16 protein-coding genes are annotated in these 20,500 nt (G+C 66.0%); 10 read left to right on the plus strand and 6 right to left on the minus strand.

Annotated elements, in window-relative coordinates:
* Window positions 1–206 precede the first annotated feature (206 nt).
* Together ACPXYO_RS14850 and ACPXYO_RS14855 are read left to right on the plus strand one after the other, a co-directional pair.
* On the plus strand, window positions 207–527 hold the full coding sequence (locus ACPXYO_RS14850; protein WP_423922070.1) for a helix-turn-helix domain-containing protein: 321 nt from the start codon (window positions 207–209) through the stop codon (window positions 525–527).
* A 44-nt stretch (window positions 528–571) separates the two neighbouring features.
* Complete coding sequence (locus tag ACPXYO_RS14855; RefSeq protein ID WP_420623940.1) at window positions 572–1,330, plus strand: hypothetical protein; 759 nt, start codon at window positions 572–574, stop codon at window positions 1,328–1,330.
* Here the strand turns inward: ACPXYO_RS14855 and ACPXYO_RS14860 are convergent.
* A complete protein-coding gene (locus ACPXYO_RS14860) occupies window positions 1,308–3,641 on the minus strand; it encodes an MMPL family transporter (RefSeq protein WP_423922074.1) in 2,334 nt (777 codons plus the stop codon). The genes ACPXYO_RS14855 and ACPXYO_RS14860 overlap by 23 nt on opposite strands.
* Before the next feature lie 126 nt (window positions 3,642–3,767).
* On the opposite strand from ACPXYO_RS14860, the gene cysS reads away from it, so the two are divergent.
* Window positions 3,768–5,207 (plus strand): cysteine--tRNA ligase, encoded by a 1,440-nt coding sequence (gene cysS / locus ACPXYO_RS14865; RefSeq protein ID WP_423922077.1) that lies wholly within the window; start codon window positions 3,768–3,770, stop codon window positions 5,205–5,207.
* Between the two features lie 33 nt (window positions 5,208–5,240).
* Here the strand turns inward: cysS and nudC are convergent, their stop codons facing one another.
* The 3 genes from nudC to ACPXYO_RS14880 form a co-directional block, all read right to left on the minus strand.
* The gene (gene nudC, locus ACPXYO_RS14870) at window positions 5,241–6,113 is read right to left on the minus strand and encodes an NAD(+) diphosphatase (protein WP_423922080.1); all 873 of its coding nucleotides are present in this window, start codon (window positions 6,111–6,113) and stop codon (window positions 5,241–5,243) included.
* Between the two features lie 67 nt (window positions 6,114–6,180).
* Window positions 6,181–6,837: a transcriptional repressor LexA gene (lexA, locus tag ACPXYO_RS14875; RefSeq protein ID WP_420623936.1), complete on the minus strand. Its 657-nt coding sequence runs from the start codon at window positions 6,835–6,837 to the stop codon at window positions 6,181–6,183.
* A gap of 198 nt (window positions 6,838–7,035) precedes the next feature.
* On the minus strand, window positions 7,036–7,764 hold the full coding sequence (locus ACPXYO_RS14880; protein ID WP_423922084.1) for a dihydrofolate reductase family protein: 729 nt from the start codon (window positions 7,762–7,764) through the stop codon (window positions 7,036–7,038).
* A gap of 455 nt (window positions 7,765–8,219) precedes the next feature.
* On the opposite strand from ACPXYO_RS14880, the gene ACPXYO_RS14885 reads away from it, so the two are divergent.
* Entirely contained in the window at window positions 8,220–10,997 is a 2,778-nt protein-coding gene (locus tag ACPXYO_RS14885) for a vitamin B12-dependent ribonucleotide reductase (protein ID WP_423923877.1), read from the plus strand.
* A gap of 3 nt (window positions 10,998–11,000) precedes the next feature.
* Here the strand turns inward: ACPXYO_RS14885 and hemH are convergent, their stop codons facing one another.
* Window positions 11,001–13,307, minus strand: a complete 2,307-nt coding sequence (gene hemH, locus ACPXYO_RS14890; RefSeq protein ID WP_423922086.1) for a ferrochelatase — start codon at window positions 13,305–13,307, stop codon at window positions 11,001–11,003.
* A gap of 192 nt (window positions 13,308–13,499) precedes the next feature.
* Here hemH and ACPXYO_RS14895 point away from each other — a divergent pair, with 192 nt between their 5' ends.
* The 5 genes from ACPXYO_RS14895 to era all read left to right on the plus strand — a co-directional run bounded on the left by ACPXYO_RS14895 (window position 13,500) and on the right by era (window position 17,642).
* Complete coding sequence (locus ACPXYO_RS14895) at window positions 13,500–13,751, plus strand: DUF3039 domain-containing protein (RefSeq protein WP_420623933.1); 252 nt, start codon at window positions 13,500–13,502, stop codon at window positions 13,749–13,751.
* 145 nt (window positions 13,752–13,896) lie between these two features.
* Window positions 13,897–14,859, plus strand: a complete 963-nt coding sequence (locus tag ACPXYO_RS14900; RefSeq protein WP_423922090.1) for a PhoH family protein — start codon at window positions 13,897–13,899, stop codon at window positions 14,857–14,859.
* Window positions 14,822–15,430, plus strand: a complete 609-nt coding sequence (gene ybeY, locus ACPXYO_RS14905; RefSeq protein ID WP_423922093.1) for an rRNA maturation RNase YbeY — start codon at window positions 14,822–14,824, stop codon at window positions 15,428–15,430. Before ACPXYO_RS14900 ends, ybeY begins: the two co-directional genes overlap by 38 nt.
* Complete coding sequence (locus tag ACPXYO_RS14910; protein WP_423922095.1) at window positions 15,427–16,746, plus strand: hemolysin family protein; 1,320 nt, start codon at window positions 15,427–15,429, stop codon at window positions 16,744–16,746. The genes ybeY and ACPXYO_RS14910 overlap by 4 nt, the downstream gene beginning before the upstream one ends.
* A 14-nt stretch (window positions 16,747–16,760) precedes the next feature.
* Complete coding sequence (era, locus tag ACPXYO_RS14915; RefSeq protein ID WP_423922098.1) at window positions 16,761–17,642, plus strand: GTPase Era; 882 nt, start codon at window positions 16,761–16,763, stop codon at window positions 17,640–17,642.
* Between the two features lie 24 nt (window positions 17,643–17,666).
* On the opposite strand, the gene ACPXYO_RS14920 is transcribed toward era, so the two are convergent.
* Window positions 17,667–19,628, minus strand: coding sequence for an ATP-dependent DNA helicase (locus ACPXYO_RS14920; protein ID WP_423922101.1), 1,962 nt, complete (start codon window positions 19,626–19,628; stop codon window positions 17,667–17,669).
* A 113-nt stretch (window positions 19,629–19,741) separates the two neighbouring features.
* Between ACPXYO_RS14920 and uppS the strand changes: the two genes are divergently transcribed.
* The gene (uppS, locus tag ACPXYO_RS14925; RefSeq protein WP_423922103.1) at window positions 19,742–20,464 is read left to right on the plus strand and encodes a polyprenyl diphosphate synthase; all 723 of its coding nucleotides are present in this window, start codon (window positions 19,742–19,744) and stop codon (window positions 20,462–20,464) included.
* The last annotated feature ends 36 nt before the right edge of the window (window positions 20,465–20,500 follow it).

Here is a 20,500-nt window from a genome sequence, read left to right on the forward strand (position 1 = left end):
CAAACGGCTATGAAATAACAAGAAAATTATGGAAACATCACGTTATTTACCAAATATGTGGAACAAATATGGCGATATAGCGCGCGATATCAATCATCGATGTTGAAATGCACTTTGCCCGGAGGCGAGCGCACTAGCGTGGTTTTCGAGGAACTTGGCGCGGTTGCCCTACAACGCCAACGGCCGAGCGACTGCGAGGTGCGATGATGCCCGAGGGGCCGACGGGGGCAGGCGACGATGGCGCAACGAGCCCGGAACAGCGCCAGGCCTCCTATGACGAAATCGTCTGGCTGTCCACGCTGAAGGCTGCAAACCGCATGGGCATCACCACTCGGACGCTGTATCGCTTCATTGATCGGGGCGACCTGCCGGCGTACCGGTTCGGCCGTGTCATCCGGTTGCGACTCTCCGATGTGGACAGTTTCGTGGAGCAATGCAGGGTTGAGCCGGGAAGTCTCGAGCACCTCTATCCCGAAGCGCGCCTGTCCGACCTCGACGAAGTACCCGAGACGGCCGACGACGCTTGAGCGGCGAGGAAGTTCCACCCGCTGACGCCGGTGCGCCAGGGGGCGTGTGGAGCACGATCAGCCCGCGCTTCGGCGTCCGCCCAGACTGGCGCAGCGCGGCGGTTCGGGGCCGCTGGCCGGGAGGCCTTGCCCTCCTCTTCGTGATCGGTCTCGGCGGCTCGATCGCCTTGCTCGCAGTCTCGCTGATTGCGTCAATGGTGGGCTATGACAACACCCTGGAGTCCGAACTCCTCAAGCGACCCCTCGTCGAGCAATTCGTGCTCGTGGCGCTGCTGGCGCCGGTTGTCGAGGAGCTTGTGTTCCGGCTCCCGCTTGCCGGCCGCCTGCGCTTGGGGGTACTCGCGGCCACAGGAGCGATCGGAGTCCTGAACTTCGCAGGAGGCGACGGGCCGGTCATCGCCGTCGCTGCGGTGTTCGGGATCATCGTGATCGCATCCGGCGTGTTGTGGATCCAGTCGCTCATCGTCGGGGTGACGCGAGACGCCGCTGAGAACGAGAGTGCCCCGACCCCCCCGACCTGGCGCGACAGCGCCGCTGGGTGGTGGTCATCTCACCCGGGCTGGCCGGTGTGGTGCTCGATAGCAGCGTTCGGCTTCGTACACCTCAGCAACTACGACGTGAATCTCTCCGTCGCCGCGATCATCGTGGCGCCGCTCGTGGTGAGCCCGCAGATGTGGCTGGGCCTCATGTTCACCATCGCGCGAGTGCGCTATGGGTGGTGGGCGGGCCTGGCCCTGCACGCATTCCACAACCTGGCGGTCTGGGGCGTGACCAGCTCCCTCAGCCAGTCCGCGCTTCCGTAGCCGCTTGGGCGTACTCACGCGGCGGCAAGCGCCGTTCGCCGTCGATGTGGAGGCTGGGCAGCCTTGCCAGCCATCGTGGGAACCACCAATTCGCATCCCCCAGCAGCTTCATCGACGCTGGCACAAGCACCATGCGGATGACGGTGGCGTCGACGGCGATGGCAGTCGCGAGGCTGAGCCCCATCATCTTGAGCACGGGATCTGCGTTGCTCACAAAGCCGATGAACACGGAGATCATGATCAGCGCAGCCGACGTGATGACCCGAGCCGTGTTCGCGATGCCGCTGACGACGCTGTGGGCGTTGTCGCCGCTGGAGAGATAGTTCTCCCGGATGCGGCTCAGCAAGAAGACCTCGTAGTCCATCGACAGGCCGAACAGCACCGCGAAGGTGAACATCGGCAGGAATGAGACGATTGGCACCGGCTCGGCCAGCCCCACCAGGCGCAGGCCCCAGCCCCACTGGAACACGGCCACCATCACGCCGTAGGCGGCGCCGATCGACAGCAGGTTCAAGATCGCTGCCTTGAGCGGGACGAGCAGCGACCGGAACACCAGGATCAGCATCAAGAAGCTCAGGACGACGACTGCGGAAATGAAGTAGGGCAGCCGGTCGGTGACACGCTTCGACACATCAGCGAGGGTGGCCGTGGCGCCGCCAATGTGGGCAGCGTCAGGGTCCCTCAGCACCATCGGAAGGAGCTCGCTTCTCAGTCGTTCGAGGGTCTCGACCGTTGCCTCGTCCTGCGGTGCCGTCGTGGGGAATGCGGTGAGGGTGGCAGCATCACCGACCTGCGAGTACAGCGGCGGCGTTACAGCAGCGATGCCAGGATCGGCCCCCACAGCGGCGGTCAGCTGTGACAGCTCGGCGGGTGTTGTGCGTGTGGTGTCGGCCGCGATGATCAGCGGGCCGTTGAAGCCCGGCCCGAACCCCTCCGCGAGCAGGTCGTATGCCTGCCGCGTCGTGCTGTTGGGGTCGTCGTTGCCTTGGTCGGGAAAACCCAGCCGGAGCCATATGACCGGTGCAGACAGCACGATGAGCAGGGACAGCGTGCTCACGAAGTACGCGCGGGCGTGCGCCGACACGTGCGCTCCCCAACGGTGCCAGACGGGATGAATGTCCCCGGTCCCCCCACGCCACGACTGCAACCTCCTCCGAATCCTGGCGAAGCGTTCCGAGCCGGGTCCGCGGCTGCGCCGGTGGCGGGCACCGAGGCGTGGCCCTACCCACCCCAGCAGAGCTGGGAGCACCGTGATTGATGCCACCACCATCAGCGCTACAACCACCGAGACCGACACCGCGGCAGCCGTCATGAACGGCACCCAGGACATGATCAGGCCCAAGATGGCGATGACGACAGTGCCGCCGGCGACAATTACCGCCAAGCCCGCAGTGGCATTCGCGCGACCGGCGGCATCGGGAACGGTGAGGCCGTCGGCCAAACCCTCCCGGAAACGCGTGACGATGAACAAGGCGTAGTCGATGCCGACGCCGAGGCCGATCATCATGGCCATGTTCGGTGCCCAGTCGGGAACGGGAAGGCCCAATGCCAGCAAACCCATAAGCCCGAAGACCCCGATGCCGATGCCGAACAGGGCCAAGCCGACCGGCAAGCCCATCGCGACGATGCTGCCGAATGCCACCAGCAGGATGACGACTGCGGCAAGGAGTCCGACTGCCTCGCCCAAGCCGGTCTCGGGTTCTCGGATCTCCCGGTAGAGGTCGCCGCCGTAGGTCACCCGCAAGGTCCCGGCACCAAAGTTTGCCATGGCAGCGTCGCCCGTTGCCTCCAATCGTTCCGTGACATGCGATGAGGTCTCGACGTCAGGGCGCAGCCTGACCGAAATCAGCCCAATGGTGCCGTCGGGGCTGACGGCGGGCTGCTTGCGCATGATGCGGGAGCCGTCATTGCTCGTGCCCCCGACCGGGCGCGTAAGGTCGCCCGGGTGCGGTCCGTCCACGAAGGCAACGTCCGGATTCTCGGCGAGGGTTGCGCGCAGCATCGCGATGGCCACGGTCTGCGGCGGATCTGCCAGCGTCGATCCCGCAGGTGCTTGCACGACGACCAGTGCAGTCGTGCCGGAATCGGTTCCGAAGTCTGAACGCAACAACTCGTGGGCGCGCTCGCTGTCCGAACCGGGCAATTCGATGCCCCGACCGAACTCGCCGCCGTAGACATGGTTGGCAACCAGCAGCGAGACGGCTAAGACGACCCAGACTGCGACGGTCCGGAGTCGATGGATGGCACACGCCCGACCGAGCTTGTAGAGGAGCGTGGGCACAACAGCCAGTATGGCGAGGCCTGAGAGCATGCCGTGTCAGGATTTGCTCGCCGTTGTGTGGCACAGGACGGCACTGTGAGGACTCATGGGGAATTTCCAGGGGTTCGCCGTAGAGCTCATCGGTACCCTTGCACCCCGATCGGGACCCCGGCAACAGTGAGTTTGCAGATCTTCGACACGATGACGCGGCGCAAGACCGCCTTCGTCCCGCGCACGCCGGACGAGGTCTCGATGTATGTCTGCGGTCCGACGGTCTATGACGTGCCACACCTTGGCCATGGCCGCACAGCGCTGACCTACGACATGGTGCGGCGCTACCTGTCTTGGGCCGGATTCGATGTCACGGTCGCATCGAATGTCACCGACATCGACGACAGGATCGTGGAACGGGCCCAGCGTGAGAAACGCTCGGAGGCCGATGTCGCGACAGAGTTCACGGCGGCATATGACCAACAGATGGATCGTCTCGGTGTACTCCGGCCGCATTCGCGACCTCATGCCACGCACTTCATCTCCCAGATGATCGACGTGATCGCTGAGCTTCGGTCGCTCGGGGCTGCGTATGACATTCCCGGCAAGGGCGTGTACTTCGCCGTGGATTCAGCCCCCGGGTATGGCCAGCTGGCCGGCCGGACCTCCGAGCAACTCGCCGCTGACGCCGGCGCACGTATCGAAGTCGATCCCGATAAGCGCTCGCCGCTCGACTTTGCGCTCTGGAAGGCCGCCCGACCGGGGGAGCCGCGCTGGGCGACTCCGTGGGGAGAGGGCAGGCCCGGCTGGCATACCGAGTGCGTGGCGATGTCGCTCAGCGCGCTCGGGCCCGGCTTCGACATTCACGGCGGGGGAGACGACCTGGTCTTCCCGCATCACCAGAACGAATGGGCGCAGGTGACTGCTGTTGGCGAGTCGTTCGCTCGTTACTGGGTACACAGCGCAATGGTGAACGTCGGCAGCCAGAAGATGGCGAAATCACTTGGCAACTACACCCAGCTCGCTGACGCCATAGACGCTGCGGGGGCTCGCGCCGTCCGCTTGTTGGTGCTGCAGACCCACTACCGGCGAGCGATGGAGATGGGGTCTAATGCGCTTGAGGCGGCGCGCAGCGCCGTCGGCCGCCTCGATGCGTTCGCGCGCCGAGTCGCGGCTGCAGGCATCGCCCAGGAGGTGGGGGCCACACTGCGACGGCCCGAAATCGAGGCCGGCGCAGCACCCGATCTAGATGTCGAAGCGGCCGCGGCGTTTGCAGCGGCGATGGACGACGATTTCTCCACGCCGACCGCGCTCAATGTGATCTTCCGGCTGGTGCGCCGCGCGAACGCCTCTCTCGATGCCGAACAACCTCGAGAGGCTGCGCGCTGGGCTCGTACGGCGCTGCATCTGCTCAGCGTCCTCGGTCTCACCTGCGGAGACGACGGCGACCGCATTCGCACCGATGTCGAGCTTTCCGACGCCGAGGTCGAGGCATTGCTTGCAGATCGGGAAGCGGCGCGCGCAGCTCGCGACTTCGACAACGCCGACCGCATTCGCGCCGACTTGGCCGCTGCGGGCATCGTGGTGTCCGATGGCCCTGACGGCGCTAGCTGGCACCGCAGCTAGGCGCTGAGTTTGCCCAGGTGAGCCGAGCGGCTCCTAGGCGCCGCCTGTGCGATTGAGCCAGTCGTCGATCAGCCAGCCTGCGATCGACATGCCTCCACGCGGGCAGGGAGGCAGATTGTCAGCGGTGTACCAACCGGCTTCGACGATCTCTTCAGGATCAATCTCGATCTCGCCTGCTTGCCATTGGCAAGTGAAGCCACACATCAACGAGTGCGGGAAGGGCCACGGCTGGCTTCCGAAATAGCGCACGTCGCTCACCGAGATAGCGACTTCTTCGCGTACCTCCCGGAACACGGCATCCTCGAGGCTCTCACCGGGTTCGACGAAGCCCGCAAGTGCGCTGTAGAAGCGTCCGGGGAATTGCCGGCCCCATGCGAGGAGTACCTCGGGGCCACGCTCGACGAGCACGATCATGGCCGGGCTGAGCCTCGGAAACGCCATATGCCCGCACTCGCCGCAGACCTTCGCCCGGTCGGCGGCATTCGTGTTCGTCGGGCTCCCGCAACGTCCGCAATAGCAGTGGGTTCGTTCGAACTCCACGATCTGGGTTGCGCGGCCGGCGATCTGCCAGTGCTCGTCGGGGATGCGGCCGTAGAGCTTTCGCAGCGGAACGGGCTCGAGATCACCCTCGTCCAGCGGCGGTCCGTCAGCGGGATCCATGTCGACTGCCCACACGCCCTGCCCGTCGAGCACTCCCAGAAATAAGGCGCGAGGCGATCCGTTGCCGACTGGTGCCGTCGAGCCGCTGGCCAAGCCGCCTGTGGGATCGGTGAAGACCGTGCCGGATCGGATCGGGATCCACACCCGGGACGCGACATCGAGATCTTCAGGCGGCTGCGTCAGGACCGTGAACACCAGCCAAGTTGAGCACACGGCGTGCCAAAGCGCCGTGTCAAGTCGCTTCACCGCTAGAGGCGGCGCCGTGTTTGAGGGTCCGCCGCTAAAGGCGGCGCCGTGTCGTTCGCACCGGCGCCTAAAGGCGCCGGATGACCGTCACTACCTTGCCGTAGATCGTGACCTCGGCGGCGGGGCGGACGATCGGGTGGTGATCGGGATTGGCCGGTTCAAGAACAATTTGATCGTCGGCGCGCCGGTAGCGCTTGACGGTGCCCTCCTCGCCATCGATGCCGGCGACAACGATGTCACCCGATTCGGCATCGGGTTGGTGACGGGCTACGACATAGTCGCGGTCCCAGATGCCGGCATCAATCATCGAGTCGCCCCGCACTCGCAGCATGAACAATTCACCGCTGCCTGTGAAGTCGGCGGGCAGTGGCAGCAGTTCTTCAACGTTTTGCTGGGCGAGCACGTCGGTACCGGCGGCGACGTCGCCGATGAGAGGCACATGACGGGTCGGCCGTCGCTCTCCCTTCACGCCCGTCTGCCAGTCGAAGTTGACGATGAGTGCTCTGGGCCGTGACGGGTCGCGCCGGAGCCAACCGTCTGCCTCAAGCGTTCGTAAATGGCGGTGGACGGTTGCAGGCGAGCTGAGGTTGACTGCCTCGCCGATCTCTCGCACCGACGGCGGGTAACCGCGCTCGCGCTGTATCTCGTCGATGAACTCGAGCATGGCGCGCTGGCGCTCTCCGAGATGTGCGACCCGCCGGTCCGCAGCACTAGCCGTCTTCATGGTGATCCTCCTGGAGAAGTACGCCTGAGTGAGCCGTGTCGGGCGAATCCGCTGGGCGAAGCCGCCGAGTTGGCTCACCATCGTCCGTCGAGCCGGAACTCGTCGAAGTCCGTGAAATGAAGTTCGTGAGATGGAACTCTCGTTCCGGGCACTACACTAGCAACGAATGTTCGATATGGCGCGCATTTGTTCGAGATTTCAGTGCCGGGAGCGGATCCAGCGCACGAAGAGCACACCGTCTTGGGTGATGACGTGCTCCAGCGCGTACTCGCGTGGTCCTGGGGGCGTTGAGCCGCCCACTGGCGCGGTGGCGATGCGTGGGGCCTCGTCTCCCACGGCCAGCGGGGCGTGCGTCAGATTCACTTCGTCTACGAGATCGGCTGCCAGCAAGCTGGCGTTGAGGGCTGGCCCACCTTCGCACAGCACGACGCGAGCTCCCAGCGAGCCGAGGTGCCTCAACGCTGCATGCAGATCCACTGACTCGGTGCCAGCGGGCACGACGTCGGCGCGATCTGCCAGCCGCGCCGCGGCTTCAGGGTCAGCGTTGGCAGTTGTCACCACCAGAGGCAAGGGTGCGGTCGCCGGATCGGACGGCGACCGGAACAGCGGCAAGTCCGGGTCGACGCTGAGTGAGCCGCTGACCACTGCAATGCGGGCCCCAGATCGCCGCGCTGGGCCATATCGCTCGGCGTTCGCCGTGCGGGCACCGACCAGGACGATGTCGGCTTGGGCGCGCAGGGCGACGAACAATGCCTTGTCGGCTTCGCTCGAGAGTCCCCGCGACAGACCGTCGACCGCGGCGGCCCCGTCGATGCTCGCCACCATGTTGAGCATCACCCAGGGACGGTCGGCGTGCGGTGAACGCCGCGGACCGGCGGCTTGCTCCGCGTTGACGGGTCCCGGAGGCAGCGGGTACAGCCGGTGCACGCGGCGAGTCTGCCACCGTTGGATCCACCGAACGTCCCGGGCTACGGCACTCATCCACAGGGGCTGTGGAAAACTTATTGTCAGAAGCGCCAGTTCGGGAGGAGGATGTCTGTGGTGGCCCGACCGGGAGGCCAGCACTATCCCCTGCTCACGGGGCTGTCACGCAATTCCTGCGTGGCGTCTGATGCCGGCACCTCCGTGGGCGGTTGTCCACACCGCTCGCCAGTTGTGCACAGGAATATCCCCATGAAAGCCCCGACGTTGCCCACTTCCATTCCACAGGCAGGCGGCCGTAGGGTGCGCCTGTCTGTGGTGGCCGGAAGATTCGGCAGCCGTGTTCTCGCGAATCGATTCTGGCTCGCGACACTTGTGCAGGGGGTTAACGGCAGGTGGCGATGACCGAGGCGCAGCGAGTGCAGGGGGCAAACCCCGGCCGCCGCCCTGAGGGCGCGCCAATGCGGTTGCGTCGGCATTTCACCGTTGCCGGCACCCACCCTTACGACGCCGTGCGGTGGGAACGCTTCAACGCGTCCATCACCAACGCGGTCGACGGGTCGGTTGCGTTCTCGCAGCCCGACGTCGAATTCCCTGCCGATTGGAGTCCCACAGCGGTCAATATCGTTGCCCAGAAGTACTTCCGTGGCACCCTCGGCACCCCAGAGCGAGAGCATTCGCTGCGCCAGGTCATCGACCGCGTTGCGGGCACGATCACCCGCTGGGCATCCAGCGATGGCTATTTCGAATCGCCTGAAGAGGCCACCACCTTCGAGGCGGAGCTGGCGTGGCTGTTGCTGCATCAGCGAGTGGCCTTCAACAGCCCGGTGTGGTTCAACATCGGCGTGCGGGACGTGCCCCAGCAGGCGTCGGCGTGCTTCATCCTCGCCGTCGACGACGAGATGGAGTCGATCCTGGAGTGGTACGTCACTGAGGGCCGCATCTTCAAGGGCGGATCGGGAGCCGGCGTGAATCTGTCGGCGCTGCGAGCCTCGTGCGAACTCCTGTCGGGCGGTGGGACTGCAAGTGGCCCGGTCAGCTTCATGCGGGGCGCCGACGCGTCAGCGGGGACGATTCGCAGCGGCGGCAAGACCCGTCGCGCAGCCAAGATGGTGCTGCTCGACGCCGACCACCCTGACATTGAGGCTTTCGTGTGGTGCAAGGCACGCGAAGAGCGCAAGGCGCGAGCGTTGTCCGCCGCAGGCTTCGACATGGATCTCGACGGCGTCGATTCGTTCTCGGTGCAGTACCAGAATGCGAACAACTCGGTTCGGCTGTCCAACGAGTTCATGGCAGCGGTGGAGGCCGATGCCTGCTGGGAGCTGCGCGCCCGCACGAACGGCGAGGTGACTTCGGTGATGGGGGCGCGGGACCTGCTTCGCCAGATTGCCCAGGCGTCCTGGGAGTGTGCAGATCCCGGCGTGCAGTTCTCGACCACGATCAACAGCTGGCACACCGCGCCGGCTCACGGTCCGATCAACGCCAGCAATCCATGCAGCGAGTATGTCCACCTCGACAATTCGGCCTGCAACTTGGCAAGCGTCAACCTGCTGCCCTTCTTCGGGGATCACGTGGGCACCGCACCCGGCTGCGACTTCGACGTCGAGGGCTTGCGTCACGCAGTACGAATCACGTTTATTGCGCAGGACGTGCTGGTCAGCCACGCCGACTACCCGACTGATCTCATCGGCGAGACGTCCCGCCGTTTCCGCCAGCTCGGTCTGGGCTTCACGAACCTGGGGGCGCTGCTGATGGCAGCGGGCCTCCCGTACGACTCGCCGCAAGCGAGGGCGCTCGCAGCGTCGATCACGGCGCTCATGTGCGGGGAGGCCTACGCCACCTCCGCTGATCTGGCTGAACGACTCGGAGCGTTCGACGGCTACGCGCCCAACGCAGAAGCGATGAGCGGCGTGCTGCGCCGGCATCGCGACGCGCTCAAACGCATCGAGGCCTACCCAGACCGCACGGAAGCCGCCGACAGCGTTTCCTCAGAGAACGGACTGCCCGCTCTGGTAGTCGAGCTGCGATCGGCTGCACGCGAGCGATGGGACCGTGCAGTAGATGGTTGTGAGGCTCACGGCGTCAGGAATTCTCAGGCCACCGTCATCGCGCCCACGGGCACGATCTCGTTCATGATGGACTGCGACACCACCGGGATCGAGCCCGACCTGGGCTTGGTGAAGCACAAGAAGCTGGTCGGTGGCGGCGACTTGCGTATCGTGAACTCGACAGTGCCGGTCGCCCTTGCACGGCTGGGATACTCGCTGCCGGAGATCGCCGATATCGAGGCGCACATCCTCGAAACCGGGCACATCTCCGGTGCGCCGCATCTGTCGGACGCAGACCGCGCTGTGTTCGCCTGCTCGATCGGGGACGACGTGATCTCGCCGCAGGGCCATGTCGCGATGATGGCCGCCTGCCAGCCATTCGTGTCGGGCGCGATCTCCAAAACGGTGAACCTTCCGGAATCGGCCACCGTGGGCGACATCGAGGACCTCCTCACCGAATCGTGGCGGCTCGGCCTCAAAGCAGTAGCGATTTACCGCGACAACTGCAAGGTGAGCCAGCCATTGTCCGTCGGGCCCGCGCCAACGGCCGCCGTGGCCCACGCGGCCAACGCCGACGCGGCGCTGCGGGGAGCGCCGGCACCGCCGCGCAATCGGTTGCCGCGCAGTCGCCGGTCGCGCACGTCCTCCTTCCGCGTCACCGACTGCCACGGCTACATGACGGTCGGCGAGTACGACGACGGACGGCCAGGGGAGATATTCCTCACCGTGGCAAAACAGGGCTCCACGCTGGCCGGGATCATGGACGCGTTCGCCATCTCGGTGAGCCATGGCCTGCAGTACGGGGTGCCGCTGCGCTCCTATGTCGAGGCCTTCACCAACATGCGGTTCGAACCGGCGGGGCTCACCGACGATCCCGAGCTTCGTATCGCAACCAGCATCGTCGACTACATCTTCCGCCGCTTGGCGCTCGAGTACCTGTCGTTCGACGAGCGCAGCGAACTGGGGGTGCTCAGCGTCGACGAGCGCACCGATCCGCCATTGCCAGGACTTGAGAGTGCTTCCGTCGAGAGCGCAATCGGCGCCGAGCCGGCTCCGGATCCTCCGTCGGAGCGCTCCGAGGCACGCGGTCACCGGGACGCACCGCTGTGCATGACCTGCGGCGATCGGATGGTGCGCGTCGGTTCGTGCTTCGCTTGCCGGTCCTGCGGAGCGACCAGCGGCTGCGGCTGACGGTTAGCCGACCCGCTCTAGGGGACAGCAGCCTGGGGCACAGATGTCGGGACGTGGACCGAGGCGACCGACCGTGGGCCTGTCGGTACGCAGCCCAGCGGTCTCTTCGACGAGATCGACGAGCGCTGAAATGAACAGCGGATGAGTGCCGACCGTGCGGGCACGCACCATGGTGATGCCTGCGCGAGCGGCCGTCGTACGTGCCCTCGTGTCGAGGTCGACGAGCACTTCCATGTGGTCTGACACGAATCCGAGCGGCACGACGAGGACTGCGCGGCATCCCTGCGAACCGAGCTGGGTGAGGCGGTCGTTGACATCGGGTTCCAGCCACGGCACCTGCGGGGGGCCACTGCGGGACTGGTACACGATCTCGATCTCGCCAGCGAGGCCTGCCATATCGGCAACGGCCTCGGCGACATCGCGAAGCTCGGCCTCGTAGTTGCAGGACGCCGCCATCCGGCTCGGCAGGCTGTGTGCGCTGAACAGGGTGTGTACGTCGCTTCGCAGATGCGCTCCGTCGAGCGCCTCGCGGATGCGTTCGGCGACAGCTCCAGCGAACCCGGGATGATTGCCGTAGACGCGAAACCGGGACAGCTGCGGCGCGTTGGGCATGTCGCTTGCGGCTTGCGCAAGATCCTCGTGGTATTGGCGGCAGCCTGAGTACGAGCTGAACGCAGACGTCACGATCACCGCTGCGTGACGGCGACCCTCGGCAACCATCTGGCCGACTGTGTCCCGCAGGTAGGGATGCCAGTTGCGGTTGCCCCAGTAGCACGCCAGCGGGCTGCCTCGTCGAGCCAGCTCTGTCGACACGGCCGCTAACAGCGAGCGGTTCTGCTCATTGATGGGGCTCACGCCGCCGTGGTGGAGGTATTGCATCTTCACCTGGGCAAGACGTTCCGGCGGCACATTGCGCCCCCGGGTCACGTTCTGAAGGAACGGCATGACGTCGTCGGGGCCTTCGGGCCCGCCGAATGACAGCAGCAGGACCGAATCGATGGCAGCGGGACCGAGCGTTCCGTACGCGGGAACGTGTACGGGTTTGCCTGAGGGGGGATGAGCGGCTGCCGTTGATTTGGGTGGCGGGCGCTGCGTTGCCGCTTGTGGACCAAATGCCGCGGGGCGCGAGCGTGCGAGCCGTTCAGCTGCAATCAGCAGCGGTACGGCAGCGAAGCCCACGAGCATCGCAATAGTGATCGTGGCGTTGTAGCCCCTGGCATCGATCAGCAGGCCGAGTACCGGTGGGCCAATCATCGCCCCGACTCCAGCGGCGGTGTACAGCGCTCCGAGCACGCCGCCGAGCCCGACTGGGCCGAACAACATCGCGGCCACTGCCGGGGACAATGCGATGAAGCCGCCGTAGCTGAGGCCCATGACGATGGCGAACGTGAGCAGCATCCACGGGTTCGCCTCGGAGCCCAGCCACAGCAGATAGCTGAGCGCCATCGTGAAGAACGAGAGCTGATACAGACGCATCAGGGGGACAAAGGCCCCGAGCGCCCCCAAACCGAGCCGGCCTACTACCGACGCGCCGCCGATGATGCCCACCAGGGTCGCGCCGCCAGTCCTGCCGAGGCCCGACACGTAGTCGGGCAGGTACACGAAGGGCATAAAGAGGCTCGCGCTCAGGACGAGCACCGACGCGTACAGGAATGTGAACATGAGCGCCCGGCCCCGCATCAGCGCGGAGAGACGCGGCAGCTCTGCAGTGTCGGCGTGCATCGGGGGGCGGCGTGCCCCGATCGCCGCCACCAGCATGAGCGCAGTTGCTGCGACCGCCAAGATGCGGTAACTGGATCGCCACCCGTAAGCCTCTACAAGGGCCTCGGCGGTTGGCGATCCCACGAGCGTGCCCACGCCGATTCCGGCAACGGCCACACCCAGTGCAGCAACTCGCCTGCGCTCGAACCACCCGCCGACGACCGCCACCATTGGTACGTAGGCGCAGGCAACGCCAATCCCGACACCGGCCCCGTAGGTGAGGTACGCGAGCCAGATGTTGTTCGTCATCGAGGTCAGCCACAGCCCACCCAACATCACGAACGCGCCGGTGAGCAATACCCGGCGCGGCCCAAAGCGGTCGGCGAGCCTGCCCGTGAAGATCCCCAGCGTGAAGTACGCAAACGTCGTCAGGGAGAAGAGCAGTGCCGTCTGGCTGCGGTCCACGCCGAACTCGGCCCGAACTTCAGCGAAGAAGGCGCCAAAGCTGTAGGCCACGCCGAACACAGCGAACGTTGCGAGCGCAGCCGACAGTGCGACTACCCACCCCGCAGCCGAGTCGAGCCGAGCACCTTGGGCATCAGTGCTCATCGCGACGCCTGAAGTTCTGTGCCCTTCACGCCGTCTTCGGCGACCGGGGAGGAAGTCCTAGCCATGCTGGGTCTGGGCTGCCCTTCGACGCACGCGTGCACCGCCGGTGCGGTTGCGGCGCGATTGGGCACATTACTGCCGTACCGTTGGCACCGGCAGAGGCAAACCCCGGAGCGGACCCGGAGCAGCGAAGTGGCCATCCAGAACGTCGGCGCGAATGTCGCTAGCAGTCCTGACGTCATTGAGCGTCCGGACACCCGCGAGACCGAAGGCGACCATGACCGCTTTTCCCACTACGTCAGCAAGACGGCGCTGACGCGCTCGGCCGTCAGCGGTCGAGAGGTCGTGGCGCTGTGTGGCAAGAAGTGGGTGCCCACCCGCGACGGCGAGCGCTTCCCGGTGTGCCCGGCGTGCAAGGAGATATTTGCCGGTCTGCGGTCCTGAGCCAAACAAGTGGCCGATGTGCGTTCTCGGTTGCGGACTAGCCTTGGCCGCATCGTGACCGCACCATCCGTCGGCACCCCCGATTGCCGTCTTGGCGCCCCGTGTCAATGAGCGCTGGGCCGTTGAGCGCAGGTACCTAAGCCCTGTGACCGACACCCAGGTTCGGATTCACGTTCCGGGCAACCACCTCATGGTCGGCGTGCTGGGCCAGCGCGACGAGCACTTGCGGCTCGTCGCGGACCACTTCGCAGATGCCGACATCCATGTGCGCGGCAACGAGATCACCGTGGCGGGCCCGAGCGCAGCGCTCGTCGGGCAAGTCTTCGAAGAGATGGTTCACGTCCTTGAGGCCGGCCAACGGATCGAGCCTGAAGTGCTCGACCGCGTCATCGACATGGTCGAAGCCGACGAGAGCCCGAGCGATGTGCTCTCTGCTCCGATCTTGCGCGCTCCCAACGGCAGGGTGGTTCGTGCCAAGAGCGCTGGCCAGAAGCGCTACGTGGAAATGATTCGGTCGAACATCGTGACGTTCGCCGTCGGACCCGCCGGCACGGGCAAGACGTGGCTGGCCGTGGCGCTGGCCGTCGACGCGCTGATGTCCAAAGCAGTGCGGCGCATCGTGCTCACTCGGCCCGCGGTGGAGGCGGGTGAGCGACTCGGTTTCCTGCCCGGCGATCTGATGGCCAAGATCGACCCGTACCTGGCGCCCCTGTATGACTCGCTCTACGACATGCTTGATGTGGAAGCCGCCGCCAAGCTTCTCGAGCGCAAGACCATCGACGTTGCGCCGCTGGCGTTCATGCGCGGTCGGACCCTCAACGACAGCTTCATTATCTTGGACGAGGCGCAGAACACGACGCCTGAGCAAATGAAGATGTTCCTGACCCGCATCGGTTTCGGCTCCAAAGTGGTCGTGACAGGCGACCGGACCCAGATCGACGTTCCGGGCGGCAAGAGTGGCCTGCTTGACGTGGAGAAAGCACTGGACGGGATTCCCGGACTTGCCTTTGCACGCCTCGGCCGGCGCGACATCACCCGGCATCGCATCGTCGGCGACATCGTGGAGGCCTATGACCGACGTGACGCGAAACGCAACGGCACCGAGTGAGCGAGCCGGGTCGCAGCGCACGGCTGCGAGCTGCGCCGAGCCGGTCGGCGGCTGTGCGGGTTCTCCCGGCGAGGGCGGAGTGCTGATTGCAGATCGCCAGAGCGATGTCCGGCTCGACTCGGAGCGCTATCGAGCGTTGGTGCGCGATGTGCTCGATGCCGAGGGCGTGCCGCCGGGTTCGGAAACTGCTGTGACATTTGTCGGTTCTGAAGAAATGGCACAGCTGAACAAAGCTCACATGGGTCACACCGGACCGACGGATGTGCTGGCGTTCTCGATCGATCTTGTGGCCGGCGCACACGCGTCGAGCGCTCCAGATGCGGGTGATGTTCTGGTCGGCAATGTGCTGGTCGGCGATGTGGTTGTGTGCCCGGCGGTCGCCGCATCGAATGCTGCGGCAGGGGCTGGGTCCCGTCCGGGGCATGACGGCAGCGTCACAGCGGAAATCGATCTCCTGGTCGTGCACGGCGTGCTGCACTTGCTCGGCATGGACCACGCCGAGCCTGCCGCGGCTGCGGCCATGCGCGCCCGTGAGACCGAGCACCTTCGCAGATTGTGGAGCCGTTCATGAACTGGGTGCTCGGCGCGGTCGCGGCAGCAGTCCTGCTTGCGGCAGCCATGTTCCTGCGATTGATCGAGGCGACCTTCATTCGTCTGGGGCGCGCCCGTGCCTCAGGTCTGGATGAGGCGGACGGAAACAGCGAACGGCACAACGGCGACCGCGACAATGGCCACTCGAGCGCCCCCCCGAAGGCGTCGTTGGAACAGCTGGTGGAAGACCGCGAGGTAGTGCTGGGACCTGTCTCGCTGCTGCGAGTACTGGCGCAGGTGACGCTTGTGGGAGGCGTCACCTGGATCGCCGCAAGCCGGACGGGTGCAGCGGGCATCATCGCCGCGATCGCCGTGACCTCAGTCGCGTTGTTCGTGGTCACCGAGGCGGTGCCCCGCCGTTGGGGGGTAGAGGCGAACGATCGCATGGCACGGGTGCTCGCGCCGGTCGCACGCGTACTGAGCCGCACCGGGCCGCTCGTGTGGCCGGCCCGACTGCTGGCAGTGCCCGCGAGAGCGCTCGGACCCGCAGCGACACACGGCGACAGCGGTGAGGTCACCGAGGACGAGTTGGTCGCCCTGGCGTCGGCAGCAGCCCAAGCCAGGCTGATCGAAGACAGCGAGGCCGAGCTGATCGGGCAAATCATGGGACTCGGGGACACGATCGTGCGGGAGGTGATGGTGCCCCGACCCGACATGATCACCGTGAGCATCGGCGACAGCGTCGCCGATGCTCTGGAGAAGGTCATCGCCTCTGGCTTTACCCGGCTGCCCGTGACCGGTGTCAGCGTCGACGATCTCCAAGGCATCGTGCTGGCGAAGGATCTCGTCGCCGCCCACCTGCACGGAATCGGCTCCGACGGAGTGGTGACATGCGCACAGGTGCTGCGCCCCGCCACCTTCGTGCCTGAGACGAAGCGGGTCAGCGACCTGATGCGCGAGATGCAAGAGTCCAAGTCGCACCTGGCCATCGCGGTCGATGAGTACGGCGGTGTGGCGGGACTGGTCACGCTCGAGGACATCATCGAAGAGCTGGTTGGGGAAATCGCCGACGAATTCGACGCCGACGAGGCGCTGGTTCAAGTGCTCGGCGATGATACGTTCTTGTTCTCCGGGCGGCTGCCGGCGTCGCAACTGGCCGAGGTGTTGGAACTGCGCCTGCCTGAGGGCGACTGGGACACGGTCGGCGGCCTTGTGCTCGACCGCATGGGTCACGTGCCCGAGACGGGTGAGACCACCGAACTCGACGGCTGGTGCCTGTCCGCCCTTGAGGTGGAAGGCAGACGCATCAACCTCGTCGGGGCTCGGCGGGGCGCTGACTCTACGGGTTCTGGGTAGTTCCGGGGCCAGTGATGCATTCAGGGTTCGTGACACTGGTGGGTCGTCCCAATGCGGGCAAGTCCACCTTGCTGAACTGCCTCGTCGGTGCCAAGGTCAGCATCACCTCCGCCAAGCCACAGACCACGCGACTGCGCGTCATGGGCGTGCGGCACCTGCCAGAGGCCCAGATCGTGTTCGTCGACACGCCTGGCATCGGCAAGCCGGTCACGCCGCTCGGCGAGAAGCTGAACGAGACCGCGCGGACTGCGGTAGCCGACCTCGAGCCACCCGATGTGATCTGCATGGTCCTCGACGCCACAGCGCCCTTGGGTCGCGGCGACCGATTGATCTGGGATTCCTTGCCCGCGGGCACCTCCACCGTCATTGCTGTCACCAAGTGCGACCGGGCATCAAGGGCCCAAGTGTTAGCGCAGCTGGCTGCGGCCGCGGAACTCGATGCCGGCGCGTACTTCCCAGTGTCGGGAAGGACGGGCGAGGGCACCGACGCGCTGCTTGAGCACTTTGCGTCCGGCTTAGGGGAGGGCCCGGCCTACTTCCCTCCTGAGAGCATCACCGATCTGCCCGACGCGTGGCGCATTTCCGAGGCCGTGCGCGAGCAGCTGTTGGCACGCTTGGCGGACGAGCTGCCGTACAGCATCGCGGTCCGCGTCACGGAGTGGGAGCCCGACCGCATCCGCTGCGACATCGCCGTGGAACGGTCCTCGCAGAAGGGCATCGTCATCGGACGGGGCGGACGGATGCTGCGAGAGGTGGGCACGGCGGCACGCCGCGAACTCGGTCTCGACGGGGTCTACCTCGAACTGCGGGTACGCGTCGAGCCGGACTGGCAGCGCACTCCCGATGCGGTCGCACGCATGCTCGCGCCAGAGGCGCCTTCGAGCCCGCACCCCTGAAAAGCGCCGGCTCTCAAGGCCGGCTCAGCGGTCGTGGAGTTCTCTGATGGCGTTCAGGAACTCGAGCGTTTCGTCTCGGTCGATGCTGCGGCGCATCGGCGGCAGCGGATCCAACAGCCGCGCCCGGTAGCCGGCAGTAGCGAGTCGGGAGTCCAGCACCGCGACAACGCCGCGATCGACGGTTGTGCGGATGAGCCGGCCCGCGCCCTGGGCCAGCAGATCCGCGGCGTTGGGTACGTCGACGGTCATGAATGCGTCGCTGCCTGCCGCTTCGCGCCGGGCCGCCGCGAGCGGTTCGTTGGGACGAGTGAACGGGAGACGATCGATGGCCAGCAGCGACAGGGCCGGCCCGGCGACGTCCACACCCTGCCAAAAGCTCATCGTGCCGCACACGACGGTTGCAGAGTCGTTGCCCAGTGCCTCCAGAAGGGCGGTGTTGGACAGGTCGCCTCCCTGTCGCAGTATTCGGATGTCGCTCAACACCTCCCCGAGCGCGTCCGCAGTGTCGTTGAGTGCGCGCCAGCTCGTGAACAGCGCAAGCGTGCGCCCTCCGATCGCTGAGATCAGCGCGGCTAATTCCTCAGTTGCAGCGGCCCGGTGAGCCTCCTGGGTCGGTGCGGGCAGATGCTTGGCGCAGTACAGCAGCGCATTGGACCGGTAGTCGAACGGGCTTTGCACTGCGAGGTAGGTGTGGTCGGCGGCTGGCACGCCGAGTCGCTGGACAAAGTGCGGGCCGAGCGTCGCGCTGGTGAGTACACACGCCTGTCGACCCCACAGCCGGCTCGCGAGCAGGTCGCCGACATCGAGCGGGGCGAGCCGAAGCCGTCCCCGCCCTTCCACCAGGATGACAGTGCCCGCCGGAGGGTCAGCGGCGACGCGCAATGCCGTGAGGGATTCAGCTGCCAGCCGAGCGACACGCAGCCGCTCGAGATCGGCACTGTCGGCACTGTTGGCACTGTCGGCACTGTTGGCAGACCGCAACTCGGCAGCCAATTGCTCAACCCTTCCGTCCGCGACTTCGAGCAAGCTCGCCAGATCGCCCGTGATTGCTCCCAGCCGGGTATCACGCAGTGGCTCGAGTTCGCTCGTCAGGCGTGTCGCCATGTCCGCCACGGCATCTGCCGCCGCGCCGCCTGCTCCCACGCCGCGCGCTTCGGACGCCAGCCGAGCGAAGCCTGCGGGCGTGATCTCCAGGCCGGCAACCTGGGTGACCACCGTCTCGAGCTGGTGTGCTTCGTCAAACACGACGGCGTCGTGGGGACCGAACAGGTACCCGTCGCCGAACAGATCGATGCAATACAGGTGCTGGTTGGTCACCACAATGTCTGCTCGGGCGGATCGGGCTCGTGCTTCTTCTGCGAAGCAGCGATGTCCCTGCGGGCAACGCTCAGCGCCGACGCACTCGGTGCTGTTCACCGACACTGATGACCACACGCGACCATCTGGCGCCACTGCCAGTTCGGACCGGTCGCCGGTGCGCGTCAGGCGGACCCACCGGCCGATCTCGGCGAGCTGTTGACCGCGGCCTATATCGGCGGCAGAGACCGGGCCACCATCAATGTCGAGCTGGTGCTGCGCGTGTTCCTCCCAGCGGTGGCGGCACAGGTAGTTGTTGCGTCCCTTCAGCAGCTCCCAACGAACCGGGCGTCCGAGTCGCTGCGCCAGTCCCGCCGCGACGAGCGGCAGGTCCTTGGTGACCAACTGGTCCTGCAGTGCCAGCGTGGCTGTGGCGATGACGACGCGACGGCCGCTGGCAGCAGCGAGCGCTGCCGGCACGAGGTAGGCGAGCGACTTGCCCACGCCGGTGCCCGCCTGGCACAACAGCGTGCCCCCATCGTTGATGGCCGTTACTACCGCAGCCGCCATCTCGGCTTGGCCCGGACGCTGCTCGCCGTCGTGGCCGAGTGCCGAGATCGCATCGTCGAGGGCCGCAGCGGCGTCGTAGGCGTCGGCTACAGGATCGAGGTCCCATGGCTCGTCGGACATCGGCCTCCCGTCAGTCGGTTGCGGTAACGGTACGAGACGACCGGTTCTTCGATGCGAGGCATTTCCCGATGGGCGTGGTGATCCGCGGCGACCGGGGTTCTACCCTGCGCAGTGTGAACCGAGGTGCGGGAATTGATCTGTCGCGCCTGCCGACTCACGTGGCCTGTGTGATGGACGGCAACGGACGCTGGGCGCAAGCGCGCGGGCTACCGCGAACTGAAGGTCATGCAGCGGGTGAAGAGGCCCTGATCGACACGGTCGAGGGCGCGGCCGACATCGGTTTGAAGTGGCTCACCGTGTATGCGTTCAGCACGGAGAACTGGCGTCGCCCGCCATCAGAAGTGCGCTTCCTCATGGGCTTCAACGAGTCGCTGCTGGTACGGCGCAGCCAGGAACTGCACGAGCGGAACGTACGGATCCGCTTCGTCGGCCGGCGCGACACGCGCGTGCCCAAGCGTGTGCAGGCTCGTATTGAGGAGGCCGTCGAGCTCACGGCGGCAAACACCGGTCTCACGTTCACGGTCGCGTTCAACTACGGCGGGCGCGCAGAGATCGCCGACGCTGCCGCGGCCCTCGTGCGCGCCGGCGTGTCGCCAGATGACGTGGACGAGGCGTCGCTGGCGAAGCACCTCTACGACGCGCAGATGCCCGACGTGGACCTCATGATCCGAACCTCGGGGGAGAACCGGGTGTCGAATTTCTTGTTGTGGCAGATGGCATACAGCGAGCTGGTGTTCACTGACACTCTCTGGCCGGACTTCCGGCGGGATGACCTGTTCGATGCCATCTGCATCTACCAGGCGCGGGATCGGCGGTTCGGCGGCCTGAATCGCTAGAGCCACACTGAGCTAGAGCCACACTGGGGAATGCTG

Origin of the sequence: Candidatus Poriferisodalis sp., from assembly GCF_965237655.1 — a bacterium.
GTDB lineage: Bacteria > Actinomycetota > Acidimicrobiia > Acidimicrobiales > Poriferisodalaceae > Poriferisodalis.